At 41.8% G+C, this 17,195-nt stretch carries 12 protein-coding genes; 3 read left to right on the plus strand and 9 right to left on the minus strand.

The features are described 5' to 3' along the window. Window positions 1–50: 50 nt before the first annotated feature. The 6 genes from essA to NST57_RS15780 all read right to left on the minus strand — a co-directional run bounded on the left by essA (window position 51) and on the right by NST57_RS15780 (window position 9,906). The gene (gene essA / locus NST57_RS15755; RefSeq protein ID WP_341298823.1) at window positions 51–548 is read right to left on the minus strand and encodes a type VII secretion protein EssA; all 498 of its coding nucleotides are present in this window, start codon (window positions 546–548) and stop codon (window positions 51–53) included. Then, entirely contained in the window at window positions 529–3,426 is a 2,898-nt protein-coding gene (esaA, locus tag NST57_RS15760; RefSeq protein ID WP_341298824.1) for a type VII secretion protein EsaA, read from the minus strand. Before esaA ends, essA begins: the two co-directional genes overlap by 20 nt. Further along, window positions 3,423–7,898 carry a type VII secretion protein EssC gene (gene essC / locus NST57_RS15765; protein ID WP_341298825.1) on the minus strand — a complete coding sequence of 1,492 codons (4,476 nt, stop codon included), beginning with the start codon at window positions 7,896–7,898 and terminating at the stop codon, window positions 3,423–3,425. The genes esaA and essC overlap by 4 nt, the downstream gene beginning before the upstream one ends. Window positions 7,899–7,949: 51 nt before the next feature. After that, window positions 7,950–9,263, minus strand: a complete 1,314-nt coding sequence (essB, locus tag NST57_RS15770) for a type VII secretion protein EssB (RefSeq protein ID WP_142155899.1) — start codon at window positions 9,261–9,263, stop codon at window positions 7,950–7,952. Window positions 9,264–9,277: 14 nt separating this feature from the next. Further along, window positions 9,278–9,517 carry an EsaB/YukD family protein gene (locus NST57_RS15775; protein ID WP_341298826.1) on the minus strand — a complete coding sequence of 80 codons (240 nt, stop codon included), beginning with the start codon at window positions 9,515–9,517 and terminating at the stop codon, window positions 9,278–9,280. A 95-nt stretch (window positions 9,518–9,612) separates the two neighbouring features. Continuing rightward, on the minus strand, window positions 9,613–9,906 hold the full coding sequence (locus NST57_RS15780; protein WP_003213769.1) for a WXG100 family type VII secretion target: 294 nt from the start codon (window positions 9,904–9,906) through the stop codon (window positions 9,613–9,615). A gap of 405 nt (window positions 9,907–10,311) precedes the next feature. On the opposite strand from NST57_RS15780, the gene NST57_RS15785 reads away from it, so the two are divergent. From NST57_RS15785 to NST57_RS15795, 3 genes are all read left to right on the plus strand, one after another. Then, window positions 10,312–11,541, plus strand: coding sequence for a PucR family transcriptional regulator (locus NST57_RS15785; protein ID WP_341298827.1), 1,230 nt, complete (start codon window positions 10,312–10,314; stop codon window positions 11,539–11,541). A gap of 110 nt (window positions 11,542–11,651) precedes the next feature. Further along, window positions 11,652–12,788: an alanine dehydrogenase gene (gene ald, locus NST57_RS15790; protein ID WP_341298828.1), complete on the plus strand. Its 1,137-nt coding sequence runs from the start codon at window positions 11,652–11,654 to the stop codon at window positions 12,786–12,788. A 116-nt stretch (window positions 12,789–12,904) separates the two neighbouring features. Then, window positions 12,905–13,501, plus strand: coding sequence for a biotin transporter BioY (locus NST57_RS15795; protein WP_341298829.1), 597 nt, complete (start codon window positions 12,905–12,907; stop codon window positions 13,499–13,501). A gap of 258 nt (window positions 13,502–13,759) precedes the next feature. On the opposite strand, the gene NST57_RS15800 is transcribed toward NST57_RS15795, so the two are convergent. From NST57_RS15800 to NST57_RS15810, 3 genes are all read right to left on the minus strand, one after another. Next, window positions 13,760–15,088 (minus strand): Na+/H+ antiporter family protein, encoded by a 1,329-nt coding sequence (locus NST57_RS15800; protein WP_341298830.1) that lies wholly within the window; start codon window positions 15,086–15,088, stop codon window positions 13,760–13,762. 336 nt (window positions 15,089–15,424) lie between these two features. Beyond that, entirely contained in the window at window positions 15,425–16,915 is a 1,491-nt protein-coding gene (locus NST57_RS15805; protein ID WP_341298831.1) for a leucyl aminopeptidase, read from the minus strand. A gap of 56 nt (window positions 16,916–16,971) precedes the next feature. Beyond that, the gene (locus tag NST57_RS15810; RefSeq protein ID WP_341298832.1) at window positions 16,972–17,163 is read right to left on the minus strand and encodes a hypothetical protein; all 192 of its coding nucleotides are present in this window, start codon (window positions 17,161–17,163) and stop codon (window positions 16,972–16,974) included. Window positions 17,164–17,195: the final 32 nt, after the last annotated feature.

Below are 17,195 nucleotides of genomic sequence, written 5' to 3' on the forward strand. Positions count from 1 at the left end.
CACATCAAGCAATCTGCATAAAGAAAAGCCTGCCCTTTTCAAAAGGCAGGCTATTTCTTTTCCGTCTTCACATTCACCTTTGGAATCAGGATGATCATGACAATGATGCCAAAGGCGATCAAGATGCCGAAAATGATCGGCAGAAGCGCTGATCTCTGCTTTTCATGATCATCGCCAGAAGGAGTTGATACAGCCGAATCGCTGAAAGAGATATTCATCTCTTTCATCATACGAGCTGGCGTTTTAGGCGGATTTTCCTTCAGATCACTAAAAATTTGCTCCGAAAGTTGACCACCAGAGGTCTTAGGCGGGTCAGCAAAGTGAATGTCCGTTTTAACTTTAGATGTTGTTTTGCTTTGTTCGTATTTCGTTTGATCCCTCAATATACTCGAATTAATATTGAGGTTCTTTTCTTGATATTCATTCGGCTTGACATTCGTATCCGTATCTTCACCTGTAGCAGCAAAAGCAGCAGGACTGAGGAGAAAAAGGGATATGACACCAAGTGCCATCCCTTTGACGAATAGATTAAGCCTCATGAGTGACATCACGTTCCTCTGTTTTGTCTTTCCATAGCTTCTTCACTAGTGGAATGACCATGAACAATATCGTTAAAATCAGTAGCCCTGTGATGCCCATACCGAAGTTGTCTCCATTTCCATATTGGATGGACAGATACACGTCTGTCACTGGATTTGTAAAATGGAAGTTTGGCATGACCAAATCAATTAACGGTGCAACAAAGAAGAAAATAAGCGCCGTTGCTGCCATCCATCCGGCAATTGAACCGAAAAGGAAAGCTGTGCGAATAAAGGCAGAGCATGCCACTAGCAGCAAAATCGTAAAGATCGACCATTGAATGGCTTGGTCATCAGCTAGTTTGTAAATGTTGAGTCCAAACAGGCTGATCATGAGCCCGACTAGCAGATTTAAAATACCAAACAATGCACCTTTGACCAGCATTGGCGCTGACGCATAGTACGAGCTAAAAAAGCCAATCAACAAACTGCTGATCATGACAATAACCAAAATGACTACTGGGGGTACAGTCTGCGTTTTTTCTTCTGGCACATCGCCGCTAATTTTCAGCGGATTGGCTAAATGGTTATACACATAGTTGCTGTTGCCTTGATCGTCTAAAGTGTTTCCTAAAATACCCTTTAAATCTTGTTGAACAAGCTTCGTAGAATTGACATTCTTGCTCCAGTTTTCATTCAGCGTATCCGCTTTTTCTTGAACGGTTGTGACACTTTCTTCAATATTATTCGTATAATCTGCCACCCCTTTTTGGCGGTCGGTTAACGAGCTCATATTTTCAGAAAGACGAAGCACTTCCTGACCAATTGAATCCTGTGCACTCACAACAATCGAACTGCCCGCAAGGTCTGCCGTATACACCGCATCTCCTTGATCAGCCATTTGTTCAGCTACATTGTCCGCACTTTCAGAAATGGCATTTAATTCCTGTTCCATGCTTGCCTGCTGAGTCGTAATGTATTCTGCGTAGCCATCTGAGAATTTTTGCATCTCATCAATAAAGGTAGACACATCATCATTTGACGTCAGCATTTGATTTTTGAGTGTATCCCAGTTTTCCGTTTCTTCTTTTTTGATGGAAAGGATGGACTGGATTTCATTTCCTTTTGTGTCTAGTAGAGATGAATTGTTTGTTGGTTGGTATAGATTCCCAAGCATCATCTCTAGCTGAGACAGTTGATTGGAGTATTCCATTAACTTTTTGGTGCTTGTTGAATTTGTTTTAAACTCTTGATCAAATATTTTCGTATTCAAAGTGTTGCCAATCGGCGAGTTTACTCGTTTCAGCTCTTGCACTTTGTTTAAAATAGAGGATTCCTGATTTTTGATTTCATTCGGAATGACGTTATATCGATCTTGTAACCTTAGAATTATCTTTTCAAGCTTCTCTACTTTTTTCGTGAGGCTTTCAAGCTCCTTACTCATTTGACTTACTTTGTCTTGCAATTGGTCGTTATGAGCGGCCGCTTTTTCTTGAATCTTCTTTTTCACTTCTTCTAAACGATTAGACAGTGCTTTTAGGTCATCTTTTGATTGATTCGTGCCGCTGTTATCTGGCTGAACAGCATCCTGACCGTTTTCACCCTCTTTATCATCTTCATTAGCAGGAGGTGCAGTCTGATCTTCTAATTGATCAGCTAGATCGTTCATTTCTGATGAAATTTGCGAGAGTTCATTTGTTTCATCATCTAAGTTAATGCCAATCTCTTCTGGGTTCTCATTATCTTGATCTGATTGCCCGTCATCATTATCATCTTCTGGCGGCTTAGGTGCGTTGATTAGCTCTTGCCTTTTTGCCTCTAGCTTATTCTGCAAGGCGATGATCTTACTTTTATAGGCCTCTAAGTATTGACCTTCATAATTCTTCAGCAGTTCTTCTTGAGACGCCTTCACAAGGTCCGTTAATCCTGACGATTGCTTAGGAATTACGTCTTCTCTTGCCCTTTGAACAGATTGAATCGCACTGTCTGTTGTTTTGAGCTGACTTTGGACCCCATTGATGTCGGTTTTTAGTCCGCCCATTTGATCGCTAAAGCTGCGGGCATTTTGGTTTTGGATCTCCGCAAGCTGTTTGAGTCCTTGCTGGATTTGTTTTTTACTTGTCGATTGCGCTTTGATCAAGAGATCCTTTTGTTTGTCTTGATACTGCTGATATTGATCGACTACTTTTACGAAATCCTTCAGCTGGCTTTTCGCTTCTTCTGTTGTACTTAAACCTTCTTTATACTGCTTTTGTGAATCAGCCATCGCATTTTTTAGTTCTTCTATTTGTTTCTTCTGCTGCTGGACGGCATCAGATAGTTTGTTTGAATTTGGCTTATAGAAGTTGTACATCGTGTTTTGGAATTCGACCTCTTTGCCAACAATATGCTCAAACTCTTCTCTGACATTGCCGATTTCCTGTGATACAAAACTCCAATATAAAGTCGACATTTGTTCATTCATTTTCTTTTGAGCATTTTCTAGCTCTCTTTGTACTTTTTCTTTATTCACTGCATTGAGCTGATCTTGGATTGAGAATTGGATAGATGCCTTCTCAGGATGATCCTTATCATAGCTCAGCACATTTTTAGAGAAGTCAGATGGAATATAGAGAACTGCATCGTACTTTCTATTTTTCAGTCCATTTTCTGCCGCACTTCGATTGACGACTGTCCATGTGTAATCTGGACGCTCTGATAATGCCGCCACCACATCCTGTCCGAAACGAGCGGTATTTTCACTTTCGCTCGCCCCCATATCCTCATTGACCACGGCAATGTTACGTGTGGCATTCTTTTTCTGTTTTGCCGGATCATCCCCAATGAGATGGAAAAATAGAACCGGCAAGACGAGAATCAGTATCATGGTCGACACGATTTTGATGGAGCTTTTTTGCTGCTCTGTCATTGAACACTCTTCCTTTCTACCGCACATAAAGGAACCTGGATTTTCTTCTCTTTCCCGTTTTCAACCAAATACCCAAAGCCTGGCTGAATCTCTGGTTCTTGTCTTGCATACGGAAGCGGTATGATGTTTTGCTCTGATTTTTTCATCAGTAACATGGCATGACGAACCTGTTTGATTTCGTTTGTGAGTGCATCATAGCCTTTACTGAATTCGGTATGATTCCCTGATGCGATCAAGCTGAAGCCTAAGTGTGCATATGACTTCATGAAATCAGCCAATTGATCTTGAAGACGCGGGTCGATTGTCTGCTGAAAACGCGTAATGCCATCAATCACAAGCACAATTTGAGAGAACGACAACTGATCAGTCTCTCCCCGGCGCACAGCTTCGACGTACATCTCTTCACGCACCTTGAATAAACGATCTATTTCCTCTGCCCATTCTGTGATATCATCCTTTGTTTCAAGGTAATCAATGTTCTCTTCTTTTGCATAATGAGAGAGCCCCCGATCAATCGAATCAAAGACGGCCAGCTTCTCAGGTTTTGCTACTAATAGCTGATCAAGCATCAGTTTGGTCACATTTGTTTTCCCTCGCTGCGTTTGACCGATGATGAGGCAGTGTTTATTCTTCTTCAAGTCAAAGTAAACAGGTGCCACAGATTCCTCATCTAGTCCGACTGGAATGTCATACGGCTGTTTTTGTTCTTCTAAGCGACTCTCTAGCTCCCAAATGGTCAGTTTATCAGGAAGCATTGGTACAGGTTTTGGTTTTTCAGCTGATTCAAAGCGAGCATCTAGAAGCTGGATCTCTTGTTTTAAATGCTCAAACAATTCGAGATCGTTCTCTCCTTCAACTGGCAGGAACATTTGGGCAAAATAAAGCTCTTCTTTGTTGATAATGACTCGTCCTGGAATTGGCTCTAAGCTGAATTTCGGTCTGCCAATAATGGAGTATGCCTCTCCTTGATCCATTAAGTAATGGACAATCTTTGTTTTCAAGTTGTTCATAAGCGATTGACGGACTGCGTTGACACGAGTCGCTGTGATTAAGAAATAAATGCCTAACGATTGTCCATCACGGCTTAACTGAATAAATTCAGATTCGAGTTCATGCATTTCGTCTTTCACAATGTCAAAGTTGTCAATCACGATAAATATGAATGGAAGCTTTTTCTCATTCAACGCATTATACATTTTGATATGACTCATTTCCTGCTGTCTAAATAAACGCTTGCGATATTCAACCTCTTCACGCAGACGCTTCATCGACTTTTGAATCTTTCTCATTTGATCCATTAAGAAATAATCAGCCGTATGCGGAAGTTTGGCAAGCGGTAGCAAGGTGCCGTTACCGAAGTCATAAATATATGCATGCCATTCTTCAGGTGAATATCTTTCTGCGAAGCTCATAAGCAGTGTGGTTGCAGCAAGTGATTTGCCATAGCCGGATGAACCGAAGATGCCAATATTTCCATCCTCCATCATTTGATAAGAAAGTGGATGCTGGCTTTGCTGATCTGGCTCATCGACAAGAGCGAAATGGAAGACGTGCTCTTCACTTGATGCATAACGTGTTTTTGGAATCCGCTCTTCAAGCGGTGGAAGCCATGGACTCGGAAGCTTTTCAATTCCAAGCTCCTGCTGCATACGTTCAATTTCATCCACAACAGCGGAAATTTCCGTCACTGTCTCTTTTTTCACAGCCGGCTCTGTACTTACCCCTGATAATGGGATTAGTCCAGTGTCCGTTACAATGGCGATGTCATCTTCTGATCCGTAGCCATCTTCCATATACGGTGCACCGCTCCAAGCCGATTGGAATAACTCATAGATTTCATTGTTCCCCACTTGTAAATATCCACGACCTGTCACGGTAATCGACGCGGCATCACTATTTTTCAAAATTTCCTTACTGTCTGATGCATCTTGTACCTTTAATGCGACCTTAAAGCGGGAGTTACTCCAAATTTGATCATCAATGACCCCGCCGGGCTTTTGTGTCGCCAAAATGAGATGGACACCGAGACTTCGTCCAATCCGCGCGGCACTGACAAGCTCTCTAATAAAATCTGGCTCTTCACTTTTTAATTCAGCAAACTCATCAGAGATTAAGAACAAATGAGGCATCGCCTGTTCCGCCTTTTTCTCTTTATAGAGTTTCGTATAGTCATTGATATGATTCACATGATACTGATCAAACAAGCGCTGTCTTTTCTTCAGTTCACTTTTAATAGAGGCAAGCGCTCTTTCACTAAAGTTTTTGCTACCTTCAATGTTTGTGATCGTACCAAGTAAGTGCGGAATATTTCGGAACGGCTGCGCCATTCCGCCTCCTTTGTAATCAATAAGCAGGAACGCCACTTCATGCGGGTGAAAGTGTACAGCCAAGGATAAAATATACGTCTGTAAAAACTCACTTTTTCCTGATCCCGTTGTTCCCGCTAACAGACCATGTGGGCCATGTGCTTTTTCATGCAGATTCAGATCGACAATATCGTTTTTTCCTTTATAACCGATAGGCACAGATAATGACTTTGCTGTTTCAGATGTCAGCCATTTTTCACGAATGCCAATGTCATCTACCTGTTTGGCATGAAACAGGTCAAGGAAGGAAACCGTTTCTGGAATCGAGTTGGTCATCCCGACTTGATGATCTAATGTTCTTAAGGTTCTGGCAAACAGCTCATTGTCCGCTCGCTCATGTGCATCCAGCTGAAATGGAATTCGTACGGCCTTCTTATGCTGAATGAGAATATCTCCTTCTTCTTCGTTAATGTAACGAACAAGCGTTGAAATATTTTCAGCCAAGCTTTCCTTTGTTTCTGCCGCAAAGATAATTGAGATGCCTAAATCCGTCCGGCTGCCTTCTAGGTATTCTAAAATCACATGTTCCGCAATGAGTTCATGGTTTGTCACGATAAACACAAAGTGAGGCGTAAAGATTTTTTTCTCTTTTTCCTCTTCCAGATCACGCTCTCGCAATATTTCATAAATAGAAGACAAGAGCTGATCACGTGTTTGTTCGTTGTAAATAAACCCTTTTCCGTATGTATGAGGCAACTGAAAGTGCGGCAGCCATTTCATCCATTCCCAGTTCTCATACTCCTGTTCATTAAAGATAAAAACAAATCTCAAATCATGATAGCTGTGCGAGAAAGCAAGCTGGCCGACAAGCTGGTGAAGCTCATTTTTGACAATTGCTGGTTTTCCTATTAATCCGGTTGGACCGTCCGCAAGACCGAACGTAATCGGTACATCTTTTACCTCGCGATAGACGTTTTGCATATGCTGGGTTTGTTCCATTAAGTCATCGATGTCACGATTGGCCATATCGCCGCCGCTCGTCGATAATTCATAACTTGAAGGAACTGCACCTGTCCCTAGACGCAGCTGTAAAAAATCATCACTGACAAGCGTCTTTTCCCAAATACGCCCGCTGATTTCTGACGTCAAATATTTCATTTGTTCAAATGATGGATAATGATACGTTAAAATAAATTGTTGACGGTCATACAGCTCTTGTAACTCTTTCCGCTTATTTTCTAAGTAAAGAGAGTAAACGCGTTGCCGCTTCTCTTCTCGTCTTTTGCGCTGGGATTTCTCTTTAAAGTATTGAACGGACGATGTAATTAACGTCATAATAAACATTGCCATCGACACGACAATAAAGATACCTCGCGGCTGTACAAGGGCAACGATCCCCATGACAATCAGCATGACAAGCGGCGGGAGAACTACAAGCCAAAGTCCTCTGCCGTTATTTTCACTCTCCTGTGAAGGAAAGCTGAAAGACACCCGGTCATCTGGCAGATCGTAAATCAAACGCGGTGTTCGTCTGTATAAAGGATATTTTTGTTTCGTTTCGGTACTCGGCGGCCTTGTTTTTTCTAAACGTGTTTGAAATGGTTCAAATGCTGTTACTTGCAATAAATCATCATCTTTCAATGACAGCGTCAAAAAGTTATAAAATAGCTCATCTCCTGCAAGAAGCTGCTGTGGACCGTGCAGCTGTTTCCCGTTCACATAGATCGTTTCATCTTGGGGAATCACATACCAAGTGCCTTCTATTTTTTCCAACGTGAAGGATTTGGCATCTTGAAACATTGAATGGGCTTCTTCTTTCCACACATCCGCTTCATCTATTTCTTCCCTTGAAATAGTCACTTCGACTCTATTTCCTAGGTAATAAATGGATTGATCATGATGTGAATCCATCAATATGAGTGTGAGTGAACCAACCTGACATGGTTCATGCGGAAGTAATTGACCTTTCTTTTTTTCGCCCTGATAAAGAGAAAAGCCGTCATTCGTTTCATCTGGAGATAAACGAATCAATCCTTTATCAAACGAAAGGGAAGGAATCGTTACTGTATGCTCTATTTCAGGTCCAATCACAGCTTCCCGGTTGAACTGCTCATCTAAACGGACGGTTTGATAATCTTCCTCATAAAAAACCCATAGAAGACTCAAACGCTCCACCTCCTCATCGGACAGCACCAACTGTCAGTTGTATCGAAAGAATTATTTTTTCTCATCTTTTTTCGTCTGAGAGGTTTTCTTTTTTGCATCAGATTCTTTCTCTTTTTTCTCCTGATCGGCTTTTGACTGCTCTTTTTGTTCAGCTGTTTCATCTGTTTGGCTTGCATCTGAGGAGTCATTGGTGCTCGTCTCCGTTGTTTCTTTTTCTTCATACTTCGCCATTTCCTTAATGATTGGATCTAGCTGTTTTTGTTTTTCTTCAGCAGATAGGCTGTCGTCATTTTGAATTTCATTGCGGTAGGCGACGAGCGCTGTGAATATGTATCGGTCGTCCCCGAGCACCCTTGCAATATCCAGAGCTTCCTTGCTATTGCCTTGTCCAATATGAATCCAGAACAGGAAGTATTGCGGGTCTGTCTGCAATGTGTACGTATCCGTGATTTCTTTTTTGTGCTGGTCAAGCAATAGATTTCCTTGATTCGTTTGCACATACGAAATGGCCAGTTCATATTGAAGAGAGACTGGCATTTGATCGGCTTTGTATTTTTCGAGCGTATCCACCACTTGGCTGTACTGTTTATTGAGATAATATTTGTTCGCTTCCACATACGCTTCTTGTTTCGGCATGGCGAAAAAGAACGTGTAAATGGTATACACCAATGCAGGAATCAAAAGAACAAGGAGACCCAGTCCAATGTATCGTTCAATCTTCCATTTCTTTTTTGGAATGGTTAAGAGCGTCTTTTCTTTTGCTTCGATGGCTTCTATTTTTTGTTGAATCAAAGCAGACAATTCTTCCAGTGACTGTGTATCACTTATTTCCTTTGCCCGCTCAGATAATTTCAATGTATCATGATAAGCCAAATATTCTTGAAACTGATATTCATGGTCCACCACTCGAAGAATGACGGCTTTGACCTCTTTTAACAGACGGTGTTGGTCGGTTTCATATGGCGGGATGCTTTCTTTAACCCCGTAATGCAAAAATGCAGGCGCTAAGCCTTGATGAAAAACAATGTTTTCAGGAGAAACAATAGGGTGCAGCCGCTTCACGTCGTGTTTGCACACTGCATCGACAAGCTGGTATGAAAAAATCCATTTGCTTTTTTCATCCTTTGCATGGATGAATCGAAATTCCTGATAGGCAGGAGGCGGTTGAATCGAAATGATGACCTCACCTTCGGTTAATTGGATCTCTTTTTTAAATGAAGGATTGATGTCTTTAATCGGTGCCGCTTCTAAACCGTCTAAGAGTTTAATTGTCTCTCTTTGAAAAATGAAGGTGTAAGTACCTTCCTCTTTTTTCATGACTGCTTCTAATTGTTCTTCTAAATAGGAACTCTTTTTATCTGCCATTTATAAAAGTCCTTTCATAGTATTTCCAGCCTGTCTCCTGTGGTGATTCCACAGTCTAACAGCTTATATTCGCCTGAAAACACAGCTTTCTTATTGACTACACGCACCCATCCGCCATCTCGTTTAGGTAGTGAGATTTGTTTTGCCTGCCAGGCGATATGGATGACTTGTTTAATATGTAAATAATTTGATAGTCTCAAATCAAACACACTGCCATCATAGTTTTTTAAGTCGATGGTAATATCGATATACACAAATTTCCACCTCACAAAATAGAAAGAGCGCCGGCATCAACTGACAGACTCGGCGCTTTTTCTGCTTTTCACACTTAGAAAGGAAATCCCTTTGATTAGCCGCGGATTTGGCTAGCGATGTCTTGGTCAGTGCTTTCAAGTGTATTTGCAGTTTGATCAAGCTGATTGCTGACATCTGTTAATAGATCAGACATTTTGATGAATGAAGGTTTAAGCTGTTCGTATTGATCAGCGAATGCTTCACTAGAAGCACCTTCCCACATTCCTTTTAGGTCAGAGATCATTCTATTTAGACGATCAACTTGGTTTAACACTTCTTGACTTTCAACACCATATTGCTTAGCGGTCGCTCTTAGTTCTTCTGGGGTTACGCGAATAATTCCTGACATATTCCTCATTACCTCCCGTGCATAGCCGCCATATAATGGGCTAATCCACTTATTTTTTGACGTTATTATTATAAAAACAGAAATGATACACAGTCAAACAAATCTGTTTTTATTTTACAAAATGAGTCTATAGAATTACTGTTTTTTCGCTCTTTATCTAGTATTTAACATTTTTTTGGTCATATATTCTTAATAAAAGGGCGTGCACTCCGATGAATCTTTCCGCCTATTGATTTCTTACTACATTATTATTGTACTATTTCTTTTTATGATCAACGCATGACGAATGTGTTCTATTCTCAAGCTTTTTGTTTTTTATGATTATGGCATTTTTCTATTGATTTACCTACCTGATTCTCTTCATAATGTAAGTACGTGAAATATTCGAAAAAGCAGGGGTTTTTTATGACAAAAAAGACAGATCCATTTAAGTATAGCCTTGATCGTTTAGAGGATGTGGCAGACCAAATTAGTGATGTGCTCAATTGCCCTATTACTATAGAAGATACTCATCATCGATTATTAGCCTATAGCACACATAATGATTTCACTGATCCCGCCAGAACTTCAACCATTATCTCCCGCCGTGTACCGGAAAAAGTCATTAATCGGCTTTGGAAAGACGGTATCATTCCTACACTCCTTAAAACAGATGAACCGCTTCGCGTACCTCAAATTGCAGAAGTCGGTCTATCCAGCAGGGTTGCCATTTCCATATGGAAAGACAAAGAGGTGCTCGGCTTTATCTGGGCGATTGAATCCACGCAGCCTTTTTCAGATGAAGAAATGGACCTTCTCAAGATGGCAGCACATGCCGTGAAAAACAAATTACTCAATTTACAAATTAGAAAAACGAAAACAGAAGGACGCAATCAGGAGCTATTTTGGAAGATGCTCACAGGACATATTCATGAAAAGGATGAGATGCTTGATCTCTTCTTGAGGCTTGGGATGAGATGTCCAGACACGTATGCCATTATTATCTTTCGCCTTCGTGATGAACTCACAGAAGATACGGAAAAGAAGCTCTCCTATCTGCTTGAAACAACGCAGCAAGTGCAGGTGCTGTTAACGACTGTTGATTTTAACGAATTCATTATTCTTGTCTCGCCAAAAACAGAACACCCGCTTCAAGATATTAAACAATTCACAAGCGGCATGCTAAAGCAGCTGTCTGATCGGTATCAGATCCATCACGTTCAGGCGGCCATTGGTGGAATTTACGATCACATTACTCATATTCAGCCATCCTATAAAGAAGCACTGGCCGTCTTAAAAACAAAAGAACGCTTTCCTGTGGAAACAGAACGTTTAAACAGCTTTTCAGAACTGGGTATTTATCAATATTTAGATGTGCTTGCTGAAAAACGAAAGGGCTCGTCTTATTCCAGTTACTCTTTATCAAAGCTTGAGGATTACGACCTCAGGCATCATTCCAACCTCGTCGAGACCCTTGAACGGTTTATTGATTGTGACAGCAACGCCAATATCGCCGCAAAGCAGTTAAATATTCATATCAACACACTGAATTATAGACTGAAGCGGATTACAGACATTGCAGAAATTGATTTAAAAAACATGAATGAGAAAATGACCATTTATCTTGATATGAAGCTAAAAAACGTCCATTTGTGAAATTTCACAAAGAGGCGTTTTTTAATTTTTTCATTCAACCGAAGAATTTTCTAAACTTTCAGGATACACTAGACATACAATATCAATAGATAAGCATAGGAGGAATTGACATGATCATCGGCATTCCGAAAGAAATTAAGAACAATGAAAACCGGGTCGCATTAACACCAGGAGCAGCTTCTCAATTACTTTCAGCTGGACACCAGATTTTAATTGAAACGAACGCTGGTTTTGGAAGCGGATTCACTGATGACGATTATGTATCTGTTGGTGCAGAGATCCTTGATCAAGCGAAAGATGTGTGGGCATCTTCTGATATGATTATGAAGGTAAAAGAACCATTACCAGAAGAATATGCTTATTTCAGAGAAGGCCTGATCTTATTTACGTACCTGCATCTTGCAGCAGAGCCCTCCTTGGCTGAAGCATTAAAACAAAAAGGTGTGACAGCCATTGCTTATGAAACGGTAACGGACGGAAAATCACTGCCTCTATTAACGCCAATGTCTGAAGTTGCAGGTAGAATGGCTGCTCAGATTGGTGCTCAATTTTTAGAAAAGCCAAAAGGCGGAAAAGGCATTTTGCTCGCAGGCGTGCCAGGAGTATCGAGAGGGAAAGTCACCATTATTGGCGGCGGTGTCGTTGGAACAAATGCAGCGAAAATGGCGATTGGACTTGGCGCAGATGTCACCCTTATTGATTTAAATGCGGAACGATTACGTCAGCTGGACGATCAGTTTGGTCATCAAATGAAAACGCTAATGTCTAATCCTGTTAACATTGCAGATTCAGTGTGTGAGGCAGACCTGCTCATTTGTGCGGTTCTCATCCCAGGTGCTAAAGCTCCGACCCTCGTCACAGAAGAAATGGTGAAACAAATGAAGACTGGTTCTGTGATTGTCGATGTAGCCATTGACCAAGGCGGGATTGTGGAAACAATTGATCATATCACAACACATGATCAGCCTACTTATGAAAAGCACGGCATTTTACATTATGCTGTTGCCAATATGCCAGGAGCGGTTCCGAGAACATCGACAGTTGCTTTAACAAATGTCACGGTCCCATACGCACTGCAAATTGCAAATAAAGGCGCTGCCAAAGCGATCAAAGAAAACAAGGCAATTGCTGAAGGCGTCAATGTAATGAACGGACATATCACCTATGAAGCCGTCGCTCGTGATCTCGGCTATGATTTTGTGCCTGTTAGTAAAGCCCTTGAAACCTCTTCCATGACCGAAGCTTAATATCCAGCCCGCCCTTTTTAGGGGCGGGCTTTATTGTTAACCTAAAATAAAAATGAGTTGACAAAAGAACATCTTCCCCTTAATCTATTTGTACAGATAAGACAGGGGGAAACATCATGCAAAAGAAGACAAGAACAGCTGACTTTGTGCTCGTCGGAATGTTTGCTGCACTCATGGCTATCGGAGCCAATATCACATCCATTGTGCCATTTTTACAGGTCGGCGGAATTCCACTTACGATGCAGCCATTTTTTTGTGTGCTTGCTGGTCTTTTGCTGGGCAGACGACTTGGCGCATTGGCCATGATTGTCTATGCTCTTGTTGGGATCGCTGGTGCACCTGTATTCGCACAGTTCTCGGCGGGTTTCGGCGTCATTTTAGGTAAAAGCGGTGGCTTTGTGTTATCATACATTCCTGCTGCATGGCTTGCCGGATTCATTCTTGAAAAAAGACAAGCCCCTGGTTTTGGCCGCTTTTTATTTGCAGCCATTGCAGGAACGACCGTGATGTATATGATCGGGACAACTTATACATACATCGCATTAAATGTATGGCTGAACGCACCAATCTCTTATCAAACCACATGGTTCTTCATGATGTGGTTTATGGTAAAAGACTACGCGCTGACCATCCTCCTTGCGATGCTGGCACCTAAAATTTATCGATCGGTTTCAAAAGCCACATCCTTTCGAAAAGAACAAACAGCTTCCTAATATCAGAAAAGGTTCCTCTACTCTATGAGTAAGGAACCTTGAGATTGTTGACAAAGGGCTAAAATAAACTTGATTTTAGCCCTTTGTCTTCTTTTTTCAGCGTGATAGAAAACCTTTACAGCCCTAGGAAGGACGAGTACTGGCGCGGAGCGAATGTCACATTCGTGAGCACCAGCACGCAGGACTGACAAAGAATGCGAGGGTTTGTCTACACGCTGAAGGTTCCTCTACTCTATAAGTAAGGAACCTTTTTTTATTTTATAAAATAATTGTCGCAAGCCAGCCGAACAGGACAAGCGGAATATTATAAAAAACGAATGTCGGGACACATGTACCCCAAATGTGGTGATGCTGTCCATCCATATTGAGTCCAGATGTTGGTCCGAGTGTACTGTCACTTGCAGGTGAACCTGCATCTCCTACAGCCGCAGCTGAACCAATAATCGCAATAGTCGCCATCGGGCTGAATCCTAAGTGTAAACAAAGCGGAACAAAGATCGTTGTAATAATCGGAATCGTTGCAAATGATGAACCAATGCCCATTGTCACTAGCAGACCCACCAATAGCATGAGAATAGCCGCTAAGCTTTGGTTGTTTCCGATTAATTGGGATGATGCCTTGACGAGAGATTCAATATCTCCCGTTTTCGTTAAAACATTGGCAAATCCAGCAGCAACAAGCATGACAAATCCGATAAATGCCATCATGTTCATTCCAGATGTAATCAGCTTATCTGCTTCATCTCGTTTCATCATTCCCGTTACAAACAAGACAAGCAAGCCTGCAAGCGCACCGAAGATCATCCCTTCGACTCCAAGGCTTTGAGAGAGATATAACTGAACGATAAGTGATACAAGGATCGCAAGCCCAGCAAAGAACAAGCTTTTTTTCGTATAAGCCGATTTTTCTACATCCGTAATGTCACGATTCTCATATGTTCTTGGCTTACGGTATACAAAGAGTGAAACGATTAAGCCAAGAACCATGCCGCCTACAGGAATCAGCATCGCATACGGAATGTCTGCTAAATTCACTGTTAAACCTGCATCTTTCATGTTGTCACGAAGCATTCCGTGAAAAATCTGTCCAAAACCGACCGGAAGTAAAATATATGGTGCAGTAAGTCCGAAAGTCATCACACATGCTAGCAGTCTGCGGTCAATTTGAAGCTCGTTAAACACCTTTAATAATGGCGGGATTAAGACCGGAATAAAGGCAATATGAACAGGAACAACGTTTTGAGAAAAACAAGATACGATCAAAATGACCAGAATAATGAGCACTTTTGATAATGTTTTTCTTCTTGAATCGCCTTCTTTTCCAAGAAGCTTCACAGCTCCTTCGACCATGGCATCAGGAAGACCCGTTTTCGTCAGTGCGGCTGCGAATGCACCTAATAGTGCATAACTAATCGCCACTGTGGCATTTCCGCCAAGACCGTCAGTGAAAGCTTGAACTGTTCCCCCTAGACCTAATCCACCTGCAAGTCCGCCCGCTAAAGCGCCAAGTGCCAGCGCAATCACGACATTGACCCGCAGCAAGCTTAATATCAACATTAAAACAACCGCTAAAACAACTGCATTCATGGTGAAACCTCCGAAATCCTTTAGTTTACTAATGTAGTAGATAATTAAAGTACCAACGTATGTTACCATAGAAAATTTACTTCGTCAAATGGCGTATGTCCTACATAAAAAGCTCTGCCAGTTGGCAGAGCTCAGATTGTTGGCAAAGGGCTAAAATGAATTTTATTTTAGCCCTTTGTCTTCTTTTCAGCGTGATAGAAAACCTTTGCAGTCTAGGAAGGACGAGCATCGGCGCGGAGCGAATTTGACATTCGTGAGCACCGAAGCGCAGGACTGACACCGAATGCGAGGGTTTGTCTACACGCTGAGCTCTGCCAGTTGGCAGAGCTTCCGTCGTTATTTCTTCGGTTCAAATCGTTCCACAAATGTCGCTAATGATCTGACCATCACACCTGTTGCTCCTGTTGGTCCATAGCATGAAGGTTTTTCTGTCGTGGCTGTTCCTGCAATATCTAAGTGAACCCAAGGGGTTTCTTCAGCGAATTCCCCAATGAATGCACCTGCCATGATCGCATGACCATCACGACCTGGTGAGTTATTCAGATCAGCCATTTTGCTGTTTCTTACTCGTTTTTTATCTTTTTCGGTGATTGGCAGCTGCCAAATCATTTCCCCGCATTCTTCTGATGCCTCTTTAAACTGGGCATACAGTTCATCGTTATTTGTCATGACGCCTGTTGTCTCATTCCCAAGTGCCACAATGACACCGCCTGTTAATGTCGCAACATCCACAAGCACAGAGGCACCATGCTGCTTCGCATAGGTCACACCATCTGCTAAAACAAGACGACCTTCTGCATCCGTGTTAAGCACTTCGATTGTTTTGCCACTTAGTGAGACAATGACGTCATCTGGCTTCATCGCATCTGCTGAGACCATATTATCTGTTGAGGCGATGACCGCAATGACATTCTGCTCTGGACGAAGTTCACCGATGATTTCCATTGCGCCTAAAACAGAGGCTGAGCCGCCCATATCTGTTTTCATCCCCACCATACTTGCTCTTGGCTTTAAGGAATACCCACCTGTATCATACGTAATACCTTTACCGACAAGGCCGATGACGTCTGTCCATTCTTCCTTGCCTTGATATTTCAATACAATCAGCTTTGGTGGTTCTGTTGAGCCTCTATTAACGGCTAGAATACCGCCCATTCCGAGCTCTTCCATTTGTTCTTTATCTAAAATTTCAATCTCGAATTCATATTTATAAGCAAGCTCAGCCGCATAGGAAGCAAGATCAGAGGACGTGAGCATGTTCGGCGGCATATTCACAAGTGTACGAGCCGAATTGACCGATTGTCCGTAGACTTCGCCCACTTTCAGACTTGCCTGAATTTCAGCTGCATCATGATCCGTCGTTGCATAAACAAATTCGATAAAGCGATCCGGTTCATTCGTTTTATGTTTAAAATCTTGTAATTCATATGTAGCTAAAAGGCAGCTTTCAGAAAGGGCATGGGCTGCATCTTGAACAGGCAGATCCTTTCCTGTGAATGTATCAAGCAAAACCGAAACTGCTTGCTTTTTATCTTGATGAAGCTTTTTAAATAAATGCGCAAGCACTTCCTTTGCCTCTTCAAACGTGTAATCTGACTCCTTCCCAAGCCCGACAAAATAAATGCGTTTAATACCGGTTTCAGGGGATGGGAAAAATTTCGAAAGCTGATTTCGTTTAGATGAAATATCGCCTTCTTTTAATAATTCAGTGATTCTTCCTCCATGTAACTCATCCATTTCTTTTGCTTTTCCTGATAATTGGCTCTTTTGAAAAAGTCCGATGGCCAGTGTATCTTTATGTTGCAACTCATTTGTCGAGAAAAACATATTTATCACACGCTCCTTCAATGAACTCCATATTTCACATTGGAACTTCTATTATATCAAAATTTATGTGCTGATACGATCATTGCCAGCCTGTCTTCTCTTGAAGAACATTTATATTTTGGCACGCGGAAGGGCATCATGAAAAAGCGGCAGTGATCCATAGCAGCCTGTCCATGGTCTCCTCGTTCCACATCTACTTTCTTTAATGTTATAATGAACATGGACTTGGCAACAGTTCTTACTGCCATCATTTTTTTATCTTACTAGGGTAAATACTCCA

Source organism: Bacillus sp. FSL M8-0077 (assembly GCF_038050255.1).
Taxonomy (GTDB): domain Bacteria; phylum Bacillota; class Bacilli; order Bacillales; family Bacillaceae; genus Bacillus; species Bacillus altitudinis.